This is a genomic window from Ruegeria sp. AF8 (assembly GCF_056541825.1).
This window is the reverse complement of the sequence record NZ_JBQFYW010000027.1, coordinates 12,521-31,055: the sequence shown is the minus strand read 5'-3', so window position 1 is coordinate 31,055 and position 18,535 is coordinate 12,521. Positions and strand designations below refer to the sequence as shown.

Below are 18,535 nucleotides of genomic sequence, written 5' to 3'. Positions count from 1 at the left end.
CGTGCTTCAATGGACAAAAGCTCGCAACAGGTTCCACGTGTCTTGTCAGTTCAGCCCACTATAGCGTTACAATCTGCTTACCGCAGATTCACTGAATACTAGGAAAATACTCTGCAGGCGAAATAGGTATCTCGGCCAAATCCGCATCCGAGCGAGTCAATAGAACGATGTCAGGTCCGATCAATCCTTCTCGCTCTCCAGATGCAAGAACAGACACAACCTGCTGGAGTGCCATGCGACCCTGCATGGTCGGATCATCAAATGGCGCTGCCAATACTCTTCCATTCATCAGACCACGCATAACCGTATGGCTGACATAGGTAGAGATCAGCTGCGGCGGATCAGGGTCATTGGAGTTCACAAATACACCGATCGCCGCTTCGATCGCTGGAGCACTGCCAATCAGGTAATCGGTATCGGGATGGTGTTCCAATGCTGTTTCAACGAGCGTCAGTTGCGGACCAAGGCCCGTGTCAGCGCCAAACACCTCAAGGATCGTAACCGAGCTACCGCCAAGGCCCTCGTGCAAACCCTCCTCCAAAGGGCTCGTCCAACCGGCTTCCTGGGGGCCAGAGATAAAGGTCGCGGTTTTTGGGGGCGATCCTTCGGGGTGCAATTCAGTCAAATGGAGCCCGACAGCGTATCCCATATCCCGCCAATCAACGCCTATTCGCCCGCTAAGCGAATCTGCATGCAATTCGTTGACCAGGCCAAACACAGGTGTTTTTTTGGCAATCTGCTCTATTGCATATATCAGATCAGCATGATCGGATGTTACCGCACCGATAAGTATCGCATCAACACCTTGCTCAGCGCAGGTATTGAGCTGATCGATCTGCCGTGATCGGGCACGGTAACCGCCTGCTTCGTAGAACTGCAGATTCGCATCAAGGCGTTCCGCCGCCTGTTCCAGACCGTAACCGACGCTCAGCCAGTACTCGTCCTTGAAATGGGGAACCAGCACGCACACCAGTGGGCGCGGACCCGCCACGGAAGCGGACCAGAACGCGACACATAGTCCGGCGGCCAAGATTGAACCAGTTCGGATGGCCCCGTAGTGTCGAGCTATGCGACGGACGAGATTTGACACGCGGCTGATCCAGATCCTTTCGGCGATGGGGGCGCTGGCCATTATGGTGGGTATCGTCGCGATTGCCGTCAACCGATATCTCATACGCACCCAGAACGACCTCATCCAAACCAACTTTCCTGCAATTGAACTGGCCAGCCGGATCGGGGCCTCTGCCGAAGTCGTTGGAACACTCGCCACAGCCTTCGTGCAGGCTGACACCAGCGATGATCTTGACCGGATCGCAGCTGCGCTTGGTCAGACTGTCGAAGGCATCGAACTCGGGGTACGCGTGCTGGAGGATTTGAGCCCTGCCACATCGCTTGTCGAGCGGCAGTCCCGTTCAGGTGAAGTCGTCGCCCGGATGACAGAGAACGGGCGAGAGGAGCTGAGGCTCGCCGACCGTGTCAGAGAGCAAACAACCCGGATCAATCAGCAAGCCGGGCAGTTGGACGCGCTCATCAATGCAGAAACTGATCTTGCTCGCCTCAGAATAACAGCAGGTATTGTAGGAATTTACACGCAATCAGATGGCAATCCGCGCCCCGCGCTTGATGAGCTTGCAGACCGCCATTTCTTTTCCTTCGAACGGCTGACCGAATTGACGGGTTTGGTTGATGCGATCCGGTTGCAGTTACAGCAAGTGCCGACGACTACAACACTGGCCGAGACCAAAGATATTCGCGCGGATTTATCGGATCGCCTGACTCTGGCCGAACGTCGCCTGCGCTATTTGCCAACGCCCACCTCCAGGAATGAAGCGAGGGCGTCGCTGCAACAACTCCAGAATACCCTTGCGCCTGACGGGCTGATCAATCTGCAAGAGGGCAGGATCAACCGGCGAATGGCGATTGCTGCTGATAGCAAGCGCCTGCAAACCATCATATCGGATTTGTCCGCACAAGCCCGACAGGCACGCGACGCTGTTCAGGCTGAGGGGTTGGCTCAGATCGCTGCGGCAGAACGGCGATCTTCGATGATGAACATAGCATTACTGCTGGTAGTGGCGGCCGCAGTGGTTACCGGTTCAATCCTGTGGCTTTATGCACGTCGGCAACTGGTCGCGCGTCTGGGGGAATTGTCCCGTCGCATCGTCGCGGTGGCGGAAGGGGAATATGGCGCTCCAATGAAAATCAGCGGTCATGACGAGATCGGGCGCATGGAAAAGGCTCTTAATGTCCTGCGTCGCCGTGCAAGCGATGCGGCCGACTTGCGCGAACATCTGGAAGAGGCCGTAATCGCGCGCACAGGCGATGTCGTCGCAGAGATGCAAGCCTCGGATGCAGCGCGCACCGCGGCCGAGGCCGCGAACCGCAGTAAAACCGAGTTCCTTGCCCGGATGAGCCATGAAATTCGTACTCCGCTGAATGGCATAATCGGGATGTTGGGGCTGTTGGAGACCGAGGTGAGGGATAAGGCGCGGCACGACCGGGTGAAGACGGCGCACCGCTCAGCCCGCGAATTGCTGGAGATCACCAACGACATCCTGAACTATGCCAGCAGTGAAGACCGGGATAATCGGACCAATCCGGTGCATTTTCACCTGCGTGAACTGGTTGGCCAATTGGGCCATCAGCTACAGTCCTTAGCTGGAAAAAAGGGGCTACAGGTCGTTGTCGAACTGGCCGAGCCCACGCCGCTTGTTCTGTTCGGCGATGTTGTGAAAATCCGTCAGATTGTTGGCAACCTGATCTCCAACGCGGTCAAGTATACAAGGCGAGGAACAGTCACGCTCATTGTCGATCATGCGGTGGCCGAAGATACCGGACAACCAGTTGTCAGTTTCACGGTGGCCGACACCGGTATGGGCATGACGCATGAGGCAATCACTCATGCGTTCGATGCCTACATGCGGACGGATAGTGCAAAACGTGCGGGGATTGAGGGGCTCGGCCTCGGCCTCGCCATATCTCGCAACCTGACCGAAGCCCTTGGCGGGGTGCTGAGCGTCGAAAGCGAACCCGGTGTCGGCACCCGGTTTACTCTGACCGTCCCGCTGATGACCGGTGATGCCGCCTGTGTGGTCGAGGACGAACCCCACCTGCCCGTGGCTGATCTCGATCGAAATGTACTAGTTATCGACGATCATGCGGTGAATCGCATTGTGGCACGGGGTTATCTGGAGCGGTTGGGATGCAGGGTGCAAGAGGCCGAAACCGGTATGGCCGGTTTGAAGCGCAGCCGCGACAGCCGCTTCGACCTCATCCTGATCGATCTCGATCTGCCGGACTTGCGGGGCGAGGAGGTGGCGACCCAGATTGGCGCCGAAGACAACGCGCCGATTCTGGTCGCGCTGACGGCTCATTTGATTGATGACACGGAAGCGAACCGTGCCCGGCTTGGCGTTGCGCGCATTTTGAACAAGCCGATCTCGCCAAGAGCTTTGTCGGAGGTTCTTTCGCCCGCAAACCCGGCTGGTCCACCACAAGACGAAATTACGGTTCTGGACAGCCTTCGCAGTGATATTTCAGATCTTGGCCCGGAAACAACCGCGCAGATCGTATCTGAGTTTCTGCGTGAGCTGCCCGAGGCGGTGGAAACGATCAAATCCACACGGGCCGAGCAGCAACGCAAAACGGCGCACCGGCTGAAAGGCGCTGCCTCGAATTTCCGGCTGCAGGACCTGTGTACCCTGCTTGCCGACATGGAGGCTCAAGATTGTGAAGCCAGCGACGCCCTGTTGGACCGGATCTGTGCCAGTGCCAGAAACGCGGCGGCAACCCTCGAAGCTGCGGCCGCAGAGGCGGGGCTTCAGATCGAGGCGGGATCGACGAAGTGATAGCCTTGACCATGTTGGGTCAGAATCCACTCGGGATTCGCCGGGTCCTTTTCCAGTTTCTTGCGCAGTCGTCCGACCACCACGTCGATCATTCGGTCATTGGCGCGATTTGAGCTGCGGCCAATCAGCTCGGATAGCCGCGCACGGCTGAGCGTCTGCCCGGGGTGATCCGCCAGCGCCTTCATGATCGCAAATTCTTGCGGTGTAAGCGTCTCGGTCCTTGCGGTGGATACCAAACGATGCCGGATCCGGTCAAAGCACCAAACGCCAAAATGCTCGACCGGTGGTGGGCCTTCGGGTGCCTGCCCGATATCCGCAATCCTCGCCAGCAGATTTTTCACTCGCGCCGCCAACTCTCGTTTGTCAAAGGGCTTGGTCACATAGTCATCAGCACCCATTTCCAGCCCGACGATCTTGTCGACCTGATCATCACGGGCCGTCAGAAGGATTATGCCAACCCGCGACTTTACCCGCTGTTCACGGGTAATCGTCAGGCCATCCTTTCCGTCCATGTTGATATCGACCAGCAACAGATCGGGCGGGTCGTAATCGATGATTGTTTCCATCTCGTCCGCGTCTTCGGCGACGCTGACACGATGCCCCTGCTCTTGCAGGTATGCGGCAAGCCGTAACCGTGTTGTGCGATCGTCATCGACGATGAGGATGTGTTGTACCATGCGCGCCGTTTTACATTTCTTTACATTTTCGAACAAGCGCAGTTGTGCCCGGTCAAACAGACAAATCAGCCCAGAGAATACTGTGCATCCTGAGATCAGCCACAGGAGGCCCGATATGTCATTCTCAACGCCAACCCGCCGCGCCTTTTTGCAAGGGGGTATCGCCACATTCGGCGCAACCGCTCTGATGAACTCCACTGCACTCGCAGCGCTTGACCCCAACTCTTTCGCGGGCCGCACCTTCCACGCAACCCATTTCGGCCCATTCGAGGCGGTGGTTCGCGATGGCAAGCTGATCGGCATCAACAAGATCATGGAGCTTGATGCCCGCCCGACCGAGATGCTGGCCTACGGCGTCAAGGACCGCACCTATGACAAGAGCCGGATCAACTATCCGATGGTGCGTAAATCCTATCTGGAAGGCTGGGAAAGCGGCGATATCAAACCTGAACTGCGCGGCAAGGAAGAATACGTCCGCGTCGATTGGGACACCGCCTGGAGCCTGGCCGCGAAGGCGCTGCTAGATACCGCCACCAACCACGGAAACGAAGCGATTTTCAGCTCGTCCTATGGCGGCTGGTCGAATGCCGGCGTGTTCCGCCCCAACGTGCTGCAGGGACGTCTGATCAACCTGATGGGCGGCTGCACCAACACTGCGGGCGACTGGTCGGCCGGTGCCGGTCAGGTTTGCCTGCCGCATATCATCGGCGACATGGAAGTCTATTCCGCGCAATCCGCCTGGGAAACCATCCGCGACAATACAGAACTGTTCCTGCTTGTCGGGTGTGACCCTATCAAGAACAACCGGATCGAATACCGCGTGGCCGATCATGGCATGTACGCCCATTGGGAAGAAATCCGCGATGCGGGCGTCAAGTTCATTTCGATCAACCCGCAGCGTACCGCCAGCGACGATTATCTGAATGCAGAGTGGAAGCGGATCATACCAAACACTGATACCGCCCTGTTCCTGTCGATGGCCTATCATGCGCTGGAAAACGGTCTGGAAGATCAGGCCTATCTGGACAAGTACACAGTCGGCAGCGACAAGTGGATTGCCTATGTTAAAGGTGAAACCGACGGCATCCCGAAAACACCCGCCTGGGCCTCGGCAATCACTGGCATTGACGAGCAGGAGATCAGGGATCTCGCTGAACTCATCGCATCGTCGAAAACCAGTATTGCCGGTTCCTGGGCAATCCAGCGCGCCCAGCATGGTGAAATGGCCTATTGGTCGCTGATCAACTTTGCGGCGTTGCTTGGCAAGATCGGCAAACCGGGCGAAGGCGTCGGGTTTTCGTGGCACTATGGGAACGGCGGTATGCCTCAGGGTGGCAACGCCACACCGGTCGGCATGAGCCAGGGCCGGAACTTCGTCAAGAAGATCGTCCCGGCCTCGCGCATTACCGAGGCACTAGAAAGTCCGGGCGTGGATTTCTTCTATAACGGGCAGACCAACACCTATCCCGACATCAAGATGATCTTCAATGCCGGCAACAACTTCATGTCGCACCAACAGGATACCAACCGGCTGATCCGCGCGCTTGAAAAGGTCGAAACTATCGTCTCGGTCGATGTATGGTGGACAGCCGCGACCCGCTGGGCCGATATCGTGATGCCTGCGGCCTCGACTCTGGAACAGGACGATATCACCTCGGGCGGCACCTACTCGAACGACCGTGTCTATGCGATGAAAAAGGTGATCGAACCCGTGGGTGAAAGCCTGCCGGATTACGAGATTTTCGAAGGTCTGGCCGACAAGCTGGGTCTTTGGGCGCAGTTCACGGACAGCGAAGACAAGATGTATCACATCAAACTGGCTTTTGAGGCTTCGGGCGCGGCCAGGGAAACCCCGTTCGAAGAGTTCTGGGAAAAGGGCTATGCCCGGATGCCGGTGCCCGCAGAGGCTCGGAAATGGGTGCGTCATGGCGACTTCTACACCGACCCGGATGCAAATCCGCTACACACCGCATCGGGCAAGATCGAAATGTTCTGCGAAAATATCGCGAACATGGAGATCGAAGACTGCCCCGGTATGCCGATGTGGATGGAGAAGCACGAATATCTCGGCAATGCCAAGGAAGGTCAGTTACACGTCGTGTCGCCCCACCCATGGTACCGGCTGCACAGCCAGATGGACCAGTCGGAAACGCTGCGGGGTATCTACAAGGTACAGGGCCGCGAACCGGTCCGGATCAACGCCGAAGACGCCGCAAAGCGCGGTATCGAAGATGGCGATCTGGTCGAACTGTACAACGACCGAGGCACCGTTATCGCCGGAGCGGTTGTAAGTGACGAGATCATGCCGGGTGTTGTTTCGATCTACGAGGGCTGCTGGCCGTCGCTTGACAGCAAGGGTCGCTGCAACTCGGGTCTGGTGAACTTCCTGACGTCGACACAGCGCTCCTCGGGCCTCAGCGAAGCGACCACGGCGAATACCGTTCTCGTTGAAATGCGCAAATGCGAAGACCCGGAAGGTCCGAACATGGCCTATGAAAAGCCAGCGATCATCGAGGACATGGAGGTTGCCGCAATTGACGACGAAAAGCTTGGTCTGGAACGGCTCGAAGCTCTGACTGCGTCTCTCTATGCCGACATGACCCCTGGCGAAAAGATGTTCTTCCAGCGTTGCACTGTCTGTCACGCCCCGCGGGAAGTGACCCATTACACGCAACAACAATGGAAAGGCATCGTGCCGTCCATGTTCGAACGGGCCGGTCTTGATGACAGCGAACGCGAACTGGTCATGGAATACCTGATGATGAACGCCGCCGACGCCAACTAGGGCGCCGAGGGCAAAGAAGGGGGCCGGGTCAACGTCCGGTCCCCAGATACCTCACGATCTTCCATAACATGCAGGAGGGTCCGATGCTGGACAACGCAAACAGCAATTATTTCGGCGCGACTGCTGGCCCTAATGATCAGATTACTACCAGAACTGACCACAAACGCGCATCGATAGGAGGGTCGGCTTCCAAACGCAATGTGCACCGCGCGACTGCTCCGCTGGTCGATGGTTTTGGCCGAACCGTCAACTATCTGCGCCTGTCTGTCACCGACCGTTGTGATCTGCGCTGCACCTATTGCATGGCCGAGAGGATGAAGTTTCTTCCCAAGCGCAGCCTTCTGAGCCTCGAAGAGCTGGCCCGCCTCAGCGACATTTTTATCCGGCATGGCGTTCGCAAGCTTCGCATTACCGGAGGCGAACCTCTGGTGCGCCGCGACGTAATGGACCTGTTCCGGGAACTGTCGCGGCACCTGCAATCCGGCGCGCTGGATGAACTGACGCTCACCACCAACGGCACGTTGCTGGCGCGCCATGCGGATGGTTTGGCGGCGTGTGGTGTGAAACGAGTCAACGTTTCGCTCGACACGGTGAACCCTGATCGATACCGCTGCATTACCCGGCTCGGTGATATCCGCATCGTGTTGGCCGGTCTCGATGCCGCACAAGATGCGGGTCTCAAAGTCAAACTGAACGCGGTCGCAAGCCGTGGCGTGTTCGAAGAGGAAGTCGACGATCTGATCGGCTTTGCGCATGGGCGCGACATGGACCTGACGCTGATCGAGGAAATGCCCCTGGGCGATACCGGCCTGGACCGAAATGACCGCGTGCTCTCCCTGCGTGATCTGCAATCGGACCTGGCGCGCCGATGGACGCTGACCCCGCTAAACCACAGCTCTGGCGGTCCGGCGCGCTACGTGCGGGTTGCAGAGACAGGTGGCAAGCTTGGGTTCATTTCCCCGATGTCCTGCAACTTCTGCGCGCTCTGCAATCGGGTGCGGGTCAGTTGTACCGGACGCCTCTACACCTGCATGGGCGACGAGGGGTCGGTTGATCTGCGCGCGCCCCTGCACCGATCCGAGGAGGCGGCATTGTCTGCCATTCGACGCGCGCTCCTCAAGAAACCCGAGCGTCACCGCTTCGACATTTCCCAAATGTCAAAACCCGCCGTGACGCGCCATATGTCTGCGCTCGGCGGATGATCCTATCAAAACTTCAAAAGGAAAGGTGTGATGAAACTCAAACCTCTAACCGCCGCCACCCTGCTGGCTTTTGCGCCGGTTTCAGCCCTTGCCGCGACCATAGAGGTCCAGACGCTGAACCGCGGCGAGGCAGAGGCAATGGTGTTCGAACCGCGATTTGTCTCGGCGCAGGTTGGTGATGTCGTGGTTTTTCGAGCCGCTGCCAAGGGTCACAATGCAGTAACCGTAAATGGCATGGTTCCCGATGGGCAAAAACGATTCACTTGCAAGATTAATGAAGAAATTGAAGTTGAGTTGACCGCTGATGGCATGATCGGGGTCAAATGCAAACCACATCTCGGCATGGGTATGTTAATGGTCATTCAGGTCGGCGCTTCTGATATGCAGGACGGGTTCCTTGATGCCAAGATGCCGAAGAAAGCCAAGAATGCATTTGAAGAAATCATTGCTGAAGGCATGAGCTAACAAAACGGAGAGTTTGAGATGACCAAAGATCTGCCCAGTGCCGCAGGTGCGCTTGCCGATAAACACCCCTCCATATGGGACGCCTATTCCGCACTCGGATCAGCGACCGCAGAGGCGGGCAACCTTACGAAGCGTGAACGCCGACTTGTTAAACTGGCGCTTGCAATTGGTGCCGGTTCCGAAGGCGCGGTGCACTCGCATAGCCGCCGAGGACTGACAGAAGGGGTCTCATCGGAAGATATGCACCAGGTTGCGCTTCTGGCGATTGGCCCTCTAGGGCTTCCACGGGCTGTCGCAGCGGGAACATGGATATCTGACGTGACCGACAAGTAGCCTGTTGTGTGCGACGTCTGTCTAGAGAGGCGTCGCATATATCCTTTGAACCAGTGTCGATATTGAGCGGTTAATGGCTTGGCGATCTGAACTACGAGCCTGGCTGATTGCTTGTCCAACGTAGGAATTGAACCACAACCAGCTTCAAGTTAGTTACAATCCCTTCAAGTTTGGGTCGCTTGTTGGCCGCTCTTGATCTCCCGTGGTTCTGAAGGTGTAGACGCCCCCGCTGGCCTCGATGTGCCGTTGAGGGTTTGCCAACAACCTGAATGGAGGTGTCTATGGAAGATATTAGCATGATTGGCCTGTATTTGGCGAAGAACGTTTTCCAGGTGCACGGAGCGGATGGATCAGGTCATCCTGTTCTTCGGAAGAAATTGCGCAGGGGTCAGGTCTTTGAGTTCTTCGCAAAACTGCCGCGTTGCGTGGTTGCAATGGAGGCCTGCGCCAGTGCGCATTACTGGGCGCGCGAGATCGGTCGCTTGGGTCACGAAGTCAAGCTGATCCATCCGGCCTACGTGAAGCCATTCGTCAAACGTCAAAAGAACGATATGACCGATGCGGAAGCGATCTGCGAAGCCGCGAGTAGACCAACTATGCGCTTTGTTGCCGTGAAAAGTGAAGAGACCCAGGCGTCCGCGACGGTTCTGCGGGCCCGGGAGTTGCTGGTTCGGCAGCGCACGCAATTGATCAATGCCGTGCGAGGTCACCTTGGAGAGCTCGGTCAGGTGGCTCCGCAAGGCGCGGCCAATATTCGTAAGCTGGTTGTCTTGGTAGACTCTGCCGATAACGCGATTCCGAATGTGGCCCGGGAGTGCCTCGGGACGACGACAAAATGGGAGAACGTTCCCTCAGGCGATTATTGATCATTGGTGCCAACAGCGTTGTCATGTGGCGTGCTCGAAACAGAATGGGAACGGATCCCTGGCTTGCCCGCATGATCGAACGCAAGCCGCCACTGCCGGTTCGAGTGGCCCTGGCGAACAAGATGGCGAGGATCGTTTGGGCTTTGATGAGCACAGGAGAAGTTTACCGGGCTCCGGCTGCTAGCGCGTAAAGGTTGTGTCCAACGGTTCTGCGAACCGATGGCCATTCGATGCAAGTGTGGGAACGCAAGTTTATTCCGCCGAGAGTGAGCGAGCTCACCACGTGGAATCGCGGTTGCCGCGAGTGTCTGCAACCGGCGGCACGACGACCGTTTTCCTTGGTAATGCATTTGGTATTTCTGTGCAGGTGGATCTGCCGCCGGTTGATGCAGATGCCAGGCAGTGCGTCGTTTCCGAAGAGGATGACGACTGTGCTACGTTCTGATGCAAGATGTGCGAGGAAACGAAAATGCAGCGGATCGACACCCATCTTCACCTATGGGACACCACGCGATTTGACTATCCCTGGCGTCAGAGCGGTTCATTCACCAAAATGCCCGATACCTAACTGTTGGATGATGCGATTTCTGAATCTGCAGATGCAGATTCCTCATTCGTTGTCGTGCAAGCTGAAGTCAATCATGCGCATGACCCCGTTGAAGAGACTGCGTGGCTTCAGAAAACGGTTGATCAGCATCCAAAGGAAAAGAAGATCGCGGGTTTCACCCTGAGGCAACAAAGCGGGGGTTGGTTTGACCCGATCCAATCCCCGCTGCCGACGGGATGAGCGAGCTGTGCCTGTATCAACTTCGCGGATAACAAGTGTATCTGAGCGGCCTATCGGAGTATCCGAATGAAGTATTTTTCAAATCCGCAACGCCGGCCGAAATTGGCGACACAGGCGTCGGTGGACTATACTGCTCAGCTCGATTCAGCGATTGCCAGGCTGCATGACGAAGGACGTTACCGGACCTTCATTGATATCGATCACCGCAACGGGAACTTTCCGCATGCGGTACGGACCCGTCCTGACGGATCGCAGCTGAATATCACCGTATGTTGCGGTAATGACTATTTTGATAAGGTCGGCAACCCGGTCAACACCAAGAATCTCAGCGACATGCTGCCGGACGACTATGACATCTATGTCCAACCGATCAATTTCTCGACTGTCCCACGCGGCACCGAGCGGCTGCGATTTACCCCGTCGCCTGTGCATGGTTCATCAGATTTTGATCGCCTTGTGACTGGATCGGACGCTCTTTGAGCCCAATGTGAATTGAACCGTCAACAGCGGACCGGGTGACACGTCGCTGTCCGGTTCCCAAGCCACGCCACTTGCAGGAGCAATAGACAATGTCAGACGCAACCAGTGTGGTCCTGAACATCCTGGAATTCTTGTCCTTTGCCTTTATTTTTGCCATTGGCATCGCAGTATTGTGGGTCGTGGTGATTTATTTTCGCGACAAGACCCAAACCGAAAGCACGTTGCGGCGCAATTATCCTGTCGTCGCTAGATTTCGCTATTTTTTTGAGCATATGGGAGAGTTCTTTCGGCAGTACTTCTTTGCCCAAGACCGTGAAGAAATGCCGTTCAACCGTGCCGAACGATCTTGGGTCTACCGGGCTGCCAAAAATGTGGATTCCACCGTGGCCTTTGGGTCGTCGCGTGATCTGCGGCCAACCGGCACGGTTTATTTCGTCAATTGCCCGTTTCCCACATTGGAGCAGGACGCCGAAGACCCCTCGGCTGTAACGGTCGGGCCTTTTGCGCGAAGCCCCTATACGACTGCCTCTGTCTTCAACATTTCAGGCATGAGCTATGGTGCAATCTCGGTTCCGGCTGTGCGTGCCTTGTCCGCAGGCGCGAAAAAGGCCGGGATCTGGATCAACACAGGCGAAGGAGGCTTGTCGCCTTATCATCTGGAAAGCGGAGCAGACATTGTATTTCAGATAGGGACCGGCAAATTCGGTGTTCGTAAACCAGAAGGCGGGTTTGACGAGGACAAGCTGCGCACGGTGGCGTCGCATGATGCCGTGAAGATGTTTGAAATCAAGTTAAGCCAGGGCGCAAAACCCGGCAAGGGTGGCATACTTCCCGGTGCGAAGGTCACCGAAGACATTGCTGCCATTCGCGGACTAGAGGTCGGTCAGGACGCAATCAGCCCCAACCGACACCCTGAGATCAACAATGTGGGCGATCTGTTGGACATGATCGGCTACGTTCGCAACGTCACAGGCAAGCCTGTCGGTTTCAAGGCCGTGATCGGGGCATACGGATTTTTCGAAAGCCTGTGTCAGGAAATTCTGAGGCGTGGACCAGAAAGCGCTCCGGATTTCATAACTATCGACAGTGCCGATGGCGGGACTGGGGCGGCCCCCATGAGTTTGATTGACAACATGGGCATGCCGTTGCGCGAGAGCCTGCCGCTGACAGTTGATATGTTGAAGAAATACGGCTTGCGCGACCGGGTGAAAATCTGCGCCAGCGGCAAGATGATCAACCCGTCCGAAGTGGCCTGGGCATTTTGCGCAGGGGCGGACTTTGTGAACTCGGCGCGGGGTTTCATGTTCGCACTGGGCTGTATTCAAGCGTTGCAGTGCAACAAAAATACCTGTCCGACAGGGATCACAACCCATGATCCCAAGCTGCAATTCGGCCTTGATACCGTCAGCAAGTCAGAGCGCGTCGCAAGCTATGCCATTAACATGAAAAAAGAGGTTGGCATCATTGCCCATAGTTGCGGCGTCGCCGAACCCCGGTTGCTGAAACGATATCATGCACGCATCGTTCTGGATAACGGGCGTTCGGTTTCAATGGACGACCTGTATCAGGAACCGACACTGGTATCCGCAGCAGAATAATCCTTTCAATACCAATGGAACAAGGTAGCCGGTGCTGCCTGCTGGCTGGTCGTGTAAGGTTAACCCGAATAAATGCAGGAGAACGCATGTCAGATTCACAAATCAGCACATCAACCCACACCAAAGCCTCAGACTTGTTGGTCGCTGCGCTGGAAGCTGAAGGCGTCGAGTATATCTTTGCCGTTCCCGGCGAAGAAAATCTGGATGTTCTTGAATCTCTCAGAACATCCTCGATCGAACTGATATTGACCCGACACGAACAGGGGGCTGCCTTCATGGCAGCCACATATGGCCGTCTGACCGGAAAAGCAGGTGTCTGCATGGCAACACTTGGGCCGGGTGCTACGAATTTCGCTACACCTGCTGCCTATGCGCATCTCGGTGGAATGCCCCTGATCATGATCACGGGGCAAAAGCCAATCAAGAAATCCAAGCAAGGTCAGTTCCAGATAATTGATGTGGTGGGCTTGTTTGCGCCGATCTGCAAGATGTCCAAGCAGATCGTCCATGGCAATACTATCCCGTCGCTGATCCGCGAGGCATTTCGTGTGGCACAGGAAGAACGCCCCGGCGCAGTGCTACTGGAACTGCCCGAGGATATCGCGGCCGAGGACACGGACGAACGCGTTCTGCAACCCCATCCACGCTACTATGCCGTGGCTGGCGATACGGTCCTGAAAGAAGCGGCCGAGATGATCCGGTCTGCAAAGATGCCACTGTTGTTGCTGGGCGCAGGCGCCAACCGTAAACACGCGCGAAGCGCGCTGAGCCAATTTGTGGAGGACACGCAGATTCCCTTTTTCAATACACAGATGGGCAAGGGCGTGGTGGATGAGCGTTCCGATCTCTTCCTCGGAACCGCCGCTCTGTCGGACGGGGATTACCTGCATTGCGCCATCGACCGGGCCGATCTGATCATCAACGTCGGACATGACGTGGTCGAAAAGCCACCCTTCTTCATGGAGGAAGGCGGTACCAAAGTTATTCACGTGAACTACAAGGCCGCGCAGGTCGATCAGGTCTATTTCCCGCAAGTCGAAGTTGTGGGGGATCTGACGCAATCCATCGCCAGGCTCGGGCACATTCTGGGTGGGCCGTTGGAATTTGACCGCAGCTATTTCCATCGCATCAAAGAGGAAACGGACCTGCACACATCGACAGGTTCTGACGATGCCCGCTTTCCCGTCATCCCTCAGCGCCTTGTGGCAGATACCCGCAAAGTCATGGGGGATTGCGATATCATCGCGCTGGACAATGGAATCTATAAAATATGGTACGCGCGAAACTACAAAGCCTATCAGCCAAACACGGTGCTTTTAGACAACGCACTTGCAACCATGGGAGCTGGATTGCCGTCAGCCATGATGGCGGCAAAGCTAAACCCACACCGTCGGGTTATGGCGATCTGCGGTGACGGCGGTTTCATAATGAACAGTCAGGAAATTGAAACGGCAGTGCGGCTCGGCCTCAATCTGGTGGTGACTGTGTTGAACGACAGCTCATATGGCATGATCCGCTGGAAGCAGTCGCACGCGGGATTTGACGACTGGGGACTGGAGTTCAACAACCCCGATTTTGTTCAGTATGCCAACAGTTACGGTGCAACCGGTCATCGCATCGAACGTACTGAAGATCTGGTGCCGGTCTTTGAGCGGGCATTCGCAGCGGGTGGAGTTCATCTTGTCGACCTGCCCGTTGACTACAGCGAAAATCAGCGTGTGCTGATTGATGAACTGGCGGCGAAGGCGTGCCTGATATGAGCGAAATCACCCTGGACGTTGTTAACCCCTTCACCCTGAAGCGCATTGGCGCGGTCGAACTCTGCTCAGATAATGAGATCGACGCCATGCTTGGGGCGGCTCATGACCTTTACCGCAATCGTGAGAGCTGGCTGCCGGCGTTCAGGAGGATTGAAATCCTCAAGGCTACCGCTCAGCTTATGGCCGCGCGGCATGAAGAGCTTGCCCTGCTTATTGCAAGTGAGGGCGGTAAGCCTCTGGTTGATGCACGGGTGGAAGTGACACGGGCCATCCACGGTGTTGAATTGTGTGTCCATGAGATCGGTCAGATAACAGGCAAAGAGATTCCTATGGAACTGACCGCAGCCGGGTCAGGTCGGATAGCATTCACACAACGTGAACCGATTGGGGTTGTGGTAGCGGCAAGCGCTTTCAACCACCCGCTAAACCTGATCGTCCATCAGGTTGCCCCTGCCGTGGCAGCCGGGTGCCCCGTACTGGTAAAACCAGCCCTGGACACTCCCTTGTCCTGCCGGGCGTTCGTCGACATTCTTCGCCAGGCCGGGCTACCCAAAGATTGGTGTCGGTTCGCGGCCTGTCACAATGATGTGGCCGAGAAGATGATCACTGACCCAAGGGTCGGGTTTTTCTCATTTATCGGGTCGGCGAGGGTGGGTTGGATGCTGCGGTCCAAGCTTGCCCCTGGAACACGATGCGCCTTGGAGCATGGTGGCGCAGCACCCGTTATTGTTGATGACGGTGCTGATATCGACGCAATGATCCCGTTGCTGACTAAAGGTGGGTTTTATCACTCCGGTCAGGTTTGTGTTTCCGTCCAACGGGTTTTTGCCCCCGCGAAAATCGCTGCTGAAGTTGCACAGAATCTGGCTGATGCCGCCAGTGGTCTGAAAGTTGGCGATGCCACGGACGCCAATGTGGATTGCGGTCCCCTGATCCGACCCGCCGAGGTCGATCGGGTCGAACAATGGGTGGATGAAGCCGTTCAGTCAGGTGCGTCAGTGCTTACCGGCGGAAAACGGTTGGGGCAGACAACCTATGCTCCAACAGTTTTGCTAAACCCGCCTCAGGATGCCCGCGTGTCAACAGCGGAGATTTTTGGCCCGGTCGTTTGCGTCTACAGTTATGACGATATTGAAACCGCATATCAGGCTGCGAACAGCTTGCCCTACGCGTTTCAAGCATCCGTCTTTACCAAGACGCTCGACGTTGCGATGCAAGCCATTCAGCATTTGGACGCAACAGCGGTTATGGTCAATGATCACACTGCATTCAGGGTAGACTGGATGCCCTTTGCCGGGCGTCGCCAGTCGGGCTACAATACCGGAGGTATCGGTTACACCATACATGACATGACTCAGGACAAAATGGCCATAATCAAGATCTGAGGTAGTGGGACTGGATTCGTGCCAGTTGAATATAGCCTGTTCTCCATTCAGTTCTTGCGAATGTTCTGAGACCAGTCATAGGAGCAATTGCAGCGAAAGCTCACTTTGTTGCGCAGAGGTGAACTAAAGGCAACTCTCGGCGAATTTCGACTCCGGGCCCAAACGCGGCATTGAATTAGCCGGTCAGGCTCTCCTCTTCGTCCTCTGAGAACCGCCCTCTTCGCATGAACACTGCAAACCCCAACTTTGCCCTGCGAGTTAGTTCGACCCACGTTGTAGATTGTTTGTACGCAGCGAGTTCCCAAGTGTCTCGATGGGTTTCCTTGGCAGCCTTGTCGGCAATCTCCAAAAAATCCGAAATCGCATTTCGTTCTTCTTCGTCAAACAGTTCTGGTACAACATCAAAATCTATCGGCAGGAAATCGTATATGCACTCTAACGTTTCGAATGCACCAACTTCAGACACACCGCAAAGTGACGAAGAGTGGTCTAGTTGCTCAATGATGCGATTGTGTAAACGCTGATAAAGAAGCTGTTGGCTAATTTCATTCATAGCCTTTGGTAACCAATGGTTTGGGATATCGGAAGTCGGCTTAGTTGGCAAAGAAGAATTTGAGCTACGCTACGGTGAATGACTGCACACCATGATTGGGTGACACACTTTATCGATCAAAGTTTTTTCGTTCTGGGAACTCTAAAAATCAGCGTCACGCTTTTCCCAACGACGCCTCCGAACTTCGAATCTTTTCGACTTGATTTGACCGCTCAGATACGATGAACCCGTAGCGATTCTGGCTCAATTCTCAGCGCGACGTTGCGCGGGGCGGGATCATCTTCTCCTGGCCAATCATCGCCGAACGGAAAAGGCGCAACTTTCATTTTTTTTGGTGTCCTCTGTTGCGAGAGGAACTTCTTCTGTCACGGTGTAGTCAATCTCCGGACCCTCGGCATATGAACTATAGGTTTCAGCGTGCATTTCCGTGCCGTCGGGAAACTCCATTTCAGCGCATCGTGATGCCTCGTGAAACAACACCACGTTGCGGCCCTTGCCTCCGATCTGAACTGATGGGAACAGTATACCGTCGAGCGACAACTTTCCGTCGCCAGGTAATCGGCAACGGCCTGGGTAGGCAGATATTCGGTGTCCTGATCATCTGGCATGACAGGGCGAGCCATAAGGTCGCTCAACGTGCTCAGAAACAGCATACGGCCGAGACGGTTGGCAAAACCGGGATCGAATATGCTACCGATCTCCCGCACATTGCCGACGGCAGACAAATCAAGCAGCTTCAGCGGACGGGTAATTTCGAAGCGCGAGACAAGCACCTGGCTTCCGACGGGTGAGCGCACCTTTGCCAGCACAATTTTCCGCTTCGTCGCGCCATAAAACACGGAGATGCCCTTGGCGTTCCTACGCCCTGCGCCGGCAACATGTGAGGGCGGGGCGGCAAGTTCCTTGTCAGGGCGCTTCATTGCCGTCTTCAGTGGATCATCGGATTGAAACACTCTGGCCCGGTAGAGGTGTGTGATCTTTGAATCCGGACCCGCGTCTACTACGAGCGGTTTGCCGTCCCTGGTTTGCATCTCGTCGATATGATCAAACAGCCGTCCGGGATAGGATGCGATGGTCCTGATGAAGAACCGGGCTTCGGTCTTGATCAGTTCTTCAAATTTGCGCCATTCCTTATACCATGCGTCGTCGTCGGGCATGATCTCCTCGTAACGCGCGCCCGAAGAAAACTCGGTTTCAATCCCGGCTGCAGATGCGTCGAAATCATCATGTCGCTCTTTCAGGATGGCTTGGACATCAAAGGCGGTTTCAGAAATCTGCGCGACATCCATGATGGCATAGGCCGTTTCTTGCCCCTCGCGAGACCATTGGTAGTCGCTCTCCTTGTCTTTCCGCATTAGGTACTGAAAAAAATCCGGCTCACCGGAGGTGCGGATAAAATGGTGTGTGAACTCCAGCTCAACCTTGTCCGCCAACGTGTCGAGATCAACCGCGACGTCGGCATCCCCGCAATAACTGCAATCTCGGTCATCTCCTTCCGCGGTTATCACTTCGGACAGATAAGGTTCGGATATGCAATCAGAGCAAATTGCCTTGGATTTCAGTTCTTCGACATTTCTTCCGTTCAACTTGGGCCTCTGCGTGCATAATTTTCTTCTTGTTCAGTTTGCCCATATCTGGCGTTCTTCAGCGCGTAGAGGCGCCTATTTTTTGCGGGGCAAGCCGCGAGTTGACTACTTTGGATCGCCCCACATCACAATGTGATACGCGTTATCCCACGCGGTTTGATGCGAAGGCCACGGGCATTGTCGCATTCTTTTCTGAAGTATGATTGCTTG

At 55.8% G+C, this 18,535-nt stretch carries 13 protein-coding genes and 2 pseudogenes; 11 read left to right on the top strand and 4 right to left on the bottom strand.

The features are described 5' to 3' along the window. Positions 1-88: 88 nt before the first annotated feature. Positions 89-991 carry a TMAO reductase system periplasmic protein TorT gene (torT, locus tag ACR0AO_RS23095; protein WP_480608893.1) on the bottom strand — a complete coding sequence of 301 codons (903 nt, stop codon included), beginning with the start codon at positions 989-991 and terminating at the stop codon, positions 89-91. Positions 992-1,067: 76 nt separating this feature from the next. On the opposite strand from torT, the gene ACR0AO_RS23090 reads away from it, so the two are divergent. Beyond that, complete coding sequence (locus ACR0AO_RS23090) at positions 1,068-3,848, top strand: ATP-binding protein (RefSeq protein ID WP_480608890.1); 2,781 nt, start codon at positions 1,068-1,070, stop codon at positions 3,846-3,848. On the opposite strand, the gene ACR0AO_RS23085 is transcribed toward ACR0AO_RS23090, so the two are convergent. Then, positions 3,821-4,525, bottom strand: coding sequence for a response regulator (locus ACR0AO_RS23085; protein WP_480608887.1), 705 nt, complete (start codon positions 4,523-4,525; stop codon positions 3,821-3,823). The genes ACR0AO_RS23090 and ACR0AO_RS23085 overlap by 28 nt on opposite strands. A gap of 115 nt (positions 4,526-4,640) precedes the next feature. Here ACR0AO_RS23085 and ACR0AO_RS23080 point away from each other — a divergent pair, with 115 nt between their 5' ends. From ACR0AO_RS23080 to ACR0AO_RS23035, 10 genes and pseudogenes are all read left to right on the top strand, one after another. Then, positions 4,641-7,310 (top strand): molybdopterin-dependent oxidoreductase, encoded by a 2,670-nt coding sequence (locus tag ACR0AO_RS23080; protein ID WP_480608884.1) that lies wholly within the window; start codon positions 4,641-4,643, stop codon positions 7,308-7,310. An 83-nt stretch (positions 7,311-7,393) separates the two neighbouring features. Further along, on the top strand, positions 7,394-8,512 hold the full coding sequence (gene moaA / locus ACR0AO_RS23075) for a GTP 3',8-cyclase MoaA (RefSeq protein ID WP_480608881.1): 1,119 nt from the start codon (positions 7,394-7,396) through the stop codon (positions 8,510-8,512). A gap of 30 nt (positions 8,513-8,542) precedes the next feature. Next, complete coding sequence (locus ACR0AO_RS23070; RefSeq protein WP_480608879.1) at positions 8,543-8,977, top strand: pseudoazurin; 435 nt, start codon at positions 8,543-8,545, stop codon at positions 8,975-8,977. An 18-nt stretch (positions 8,978-8,995) separates the two neighbouring features. Beyond that, positions 8,996-9,310 carry a carboxymuconolactone decarboxylase family protein gene (locus ACR0AO_RS23065; RefSeq protein WP_480608876.1) on the top strand — a complete coding sequence of 105 codons (315 nt, stop codon included), beginning with the start codon at positions 8,996-8,998 and terminating at the stop codon, positions 9,308-9,310. A 281-nt stretch (positions 9,311-9,591) separates the two neighbouring features. After that, positions 9,592-10,367, top strand: a pseudogene (locus ACR0AO_RS23060) (IS110 family RNA-guided transposase). Positions 10,368-10,747: 380 nt separating this feature from the next. Continuing rightward, the gene (locus ACR0AO_RS23055; RefSeq protein ID WP_480608874.1) at positions 10,748-10,963 is read left to right on the top strand and encodes a hypothetical protein; all 216 of its coding nucleotides are present in this window, start codon (positions 10,748-10,750) and stop codon (positions 10,961-10,963) included. A 297-nt stretch (positions 10,964-11,260) separates the two neighbouring features. Beyond that, positions 11,261-11,443, top strand: a pseudogene (locus ACR0AO_RS23050) (5-aminolevulinate synthase); the annotation flags it as partial. Positions 11,444-11,532: 89 nt separating this feature from the next. Further along, positions 11,533-13,041, top strand: a complete 1,509-nt coding sequence (locus tag ACR0AO_RS23045) for an FMN-binding glutamate synthase family protein (RefSeq protein WP_480608871.1) — start codon at positions 11,533-11,535, stop codon at positions 13,039-13,041. Positions 13,042-13,127: 86 nt separating this feature from the next. Next, a complete protein-coding gene (locus ACR0AO_RS23040) occupies positions 13,128-14,801 on the top strand; it encodes an acetolactate synthase large subunit (RefSeq protein WP_480608868.1) in 1,674 nt (557 codons plus the stop codon). Beyond that, positions 14,798-16,186 (top strand): aldehyde dehydrogenase family protein, encoded by a 1,389-nt coding sequence (locus ACR0AO_RS23035; protein ID WP_480608865.1) that lies wholly within the window; start codon positions 14,798-14,800, stop codon positions 16,184-16,186. Before ACR0AO_RS23040 ends, ACR0AO_RS23035 begins: the two co-directional genes overlap by 4 nt. A gap of 175 nt (positions 16,187-16,361) precedes the next feature. Here ACR0AO_RS23035 and ACR0AO_RS23030 read toward each other — a convergent pair whose 3' ends face one another. Both ACR0AO_RS23030 and ACR0AO_RS23025 read right to left on the bottom strand, forming a co-directional pair. Then, positions 16,362-16,739: a hypothetical protein gene (locus tag ACR0AO_RS23030; RefSeq protein ID WP_480608862.1), complete on the bottom strand. Its 378-nt coding sequence runs from the start codon at positions 16,737-16,739 to the stop codon at positions 16,362-16,364. 365 nt (positions 16,740-17,104) lie between these two features. Beyond that, complete coding sequence (locus tag ACR0AO_RS23025; protein ID WP_480608859.1) at positions 17,105-18,247, bottom strand: RES domain-containing protein; 1,143 nt, start codon at positions 18,245-18,247, stop codon at positions 17,105-17,107. Between the last annotated feature and the right edge of the window lie 288 nt (positions 18,248-18,535).

Bases quoted from the DNA above. Each gene is read 5' to 3' on its own strand.
- ACR0AO_RS23090 (WP_480608890.1), top strand. From the start codon at position 1,068: ATGCGACGGACGAGATTTGACACGCGGCTGATCCAGATCCTTTCGGCG.
- ACR0AO_RS23085 (WP_480608887.1), bottom strand. From the start codon at position 4,525: ATGGTACAACACATCCTCATCGTCGATGACGATCGCACAACACGGTTA.
- ACR0AO_RS23080 (WP_480608884.1), top strand. From the start codon at position 4,641: ATGTCATTCTCAACGCCAACCCGCCGCGCCTTTTTGCAAGGGGGTATC.
- moaA (WP_480608881.1), top strand. From the start codon at position 7,394: ATGCTGGACAACGCAAACAGCAATTATTTCGGCGCGACTGCTGGCCCT.
- ACR0AO_RS23070 (WP_480608879.1), top strand. From the start codon at position 8,543: ATGAAACTCAAACCTCTAACCGCCGCCACCCTGCTGGCTTTTGCGCCG.
- ACR0AO_RS23065 (WP_480608876.1), top strand. From the start codon at position 8,996: ATGACCAAAGATCTGCCCAGTGCCGCAGGTGCGCTTGCCGATAAACAC.
- ACR0AO_RS23045 (WP_480608871.1), top strand. From the start codon at position 11,533: ATGTCAGACGCAACCAGTGTGGTCCTGAACATCCTGGAATTCTTGTCC.
- ACR0AO_RS23040 (WP_480608868.1), top strand. From the start codon at position 13,128: ATGTCAGATTCACAAATCAGCACATCAACCCACACCAAAGCCTCAGAC.
- ACR0AO_RS23035 (WP_480608865.1), top strand. From the start codon at position 14,798: ATGAGCGAAATCACCCTGGACGTTGTTAACCCCTTCACCCTGAAGCGC.
- ACR0AO_RS23030 (WP_480608862.1), bottom strand. From the start codon at position 16,739: ATGAATGAAATTAGCCAACAGCTTCTTTATCAGCGTTTACACAATCGC.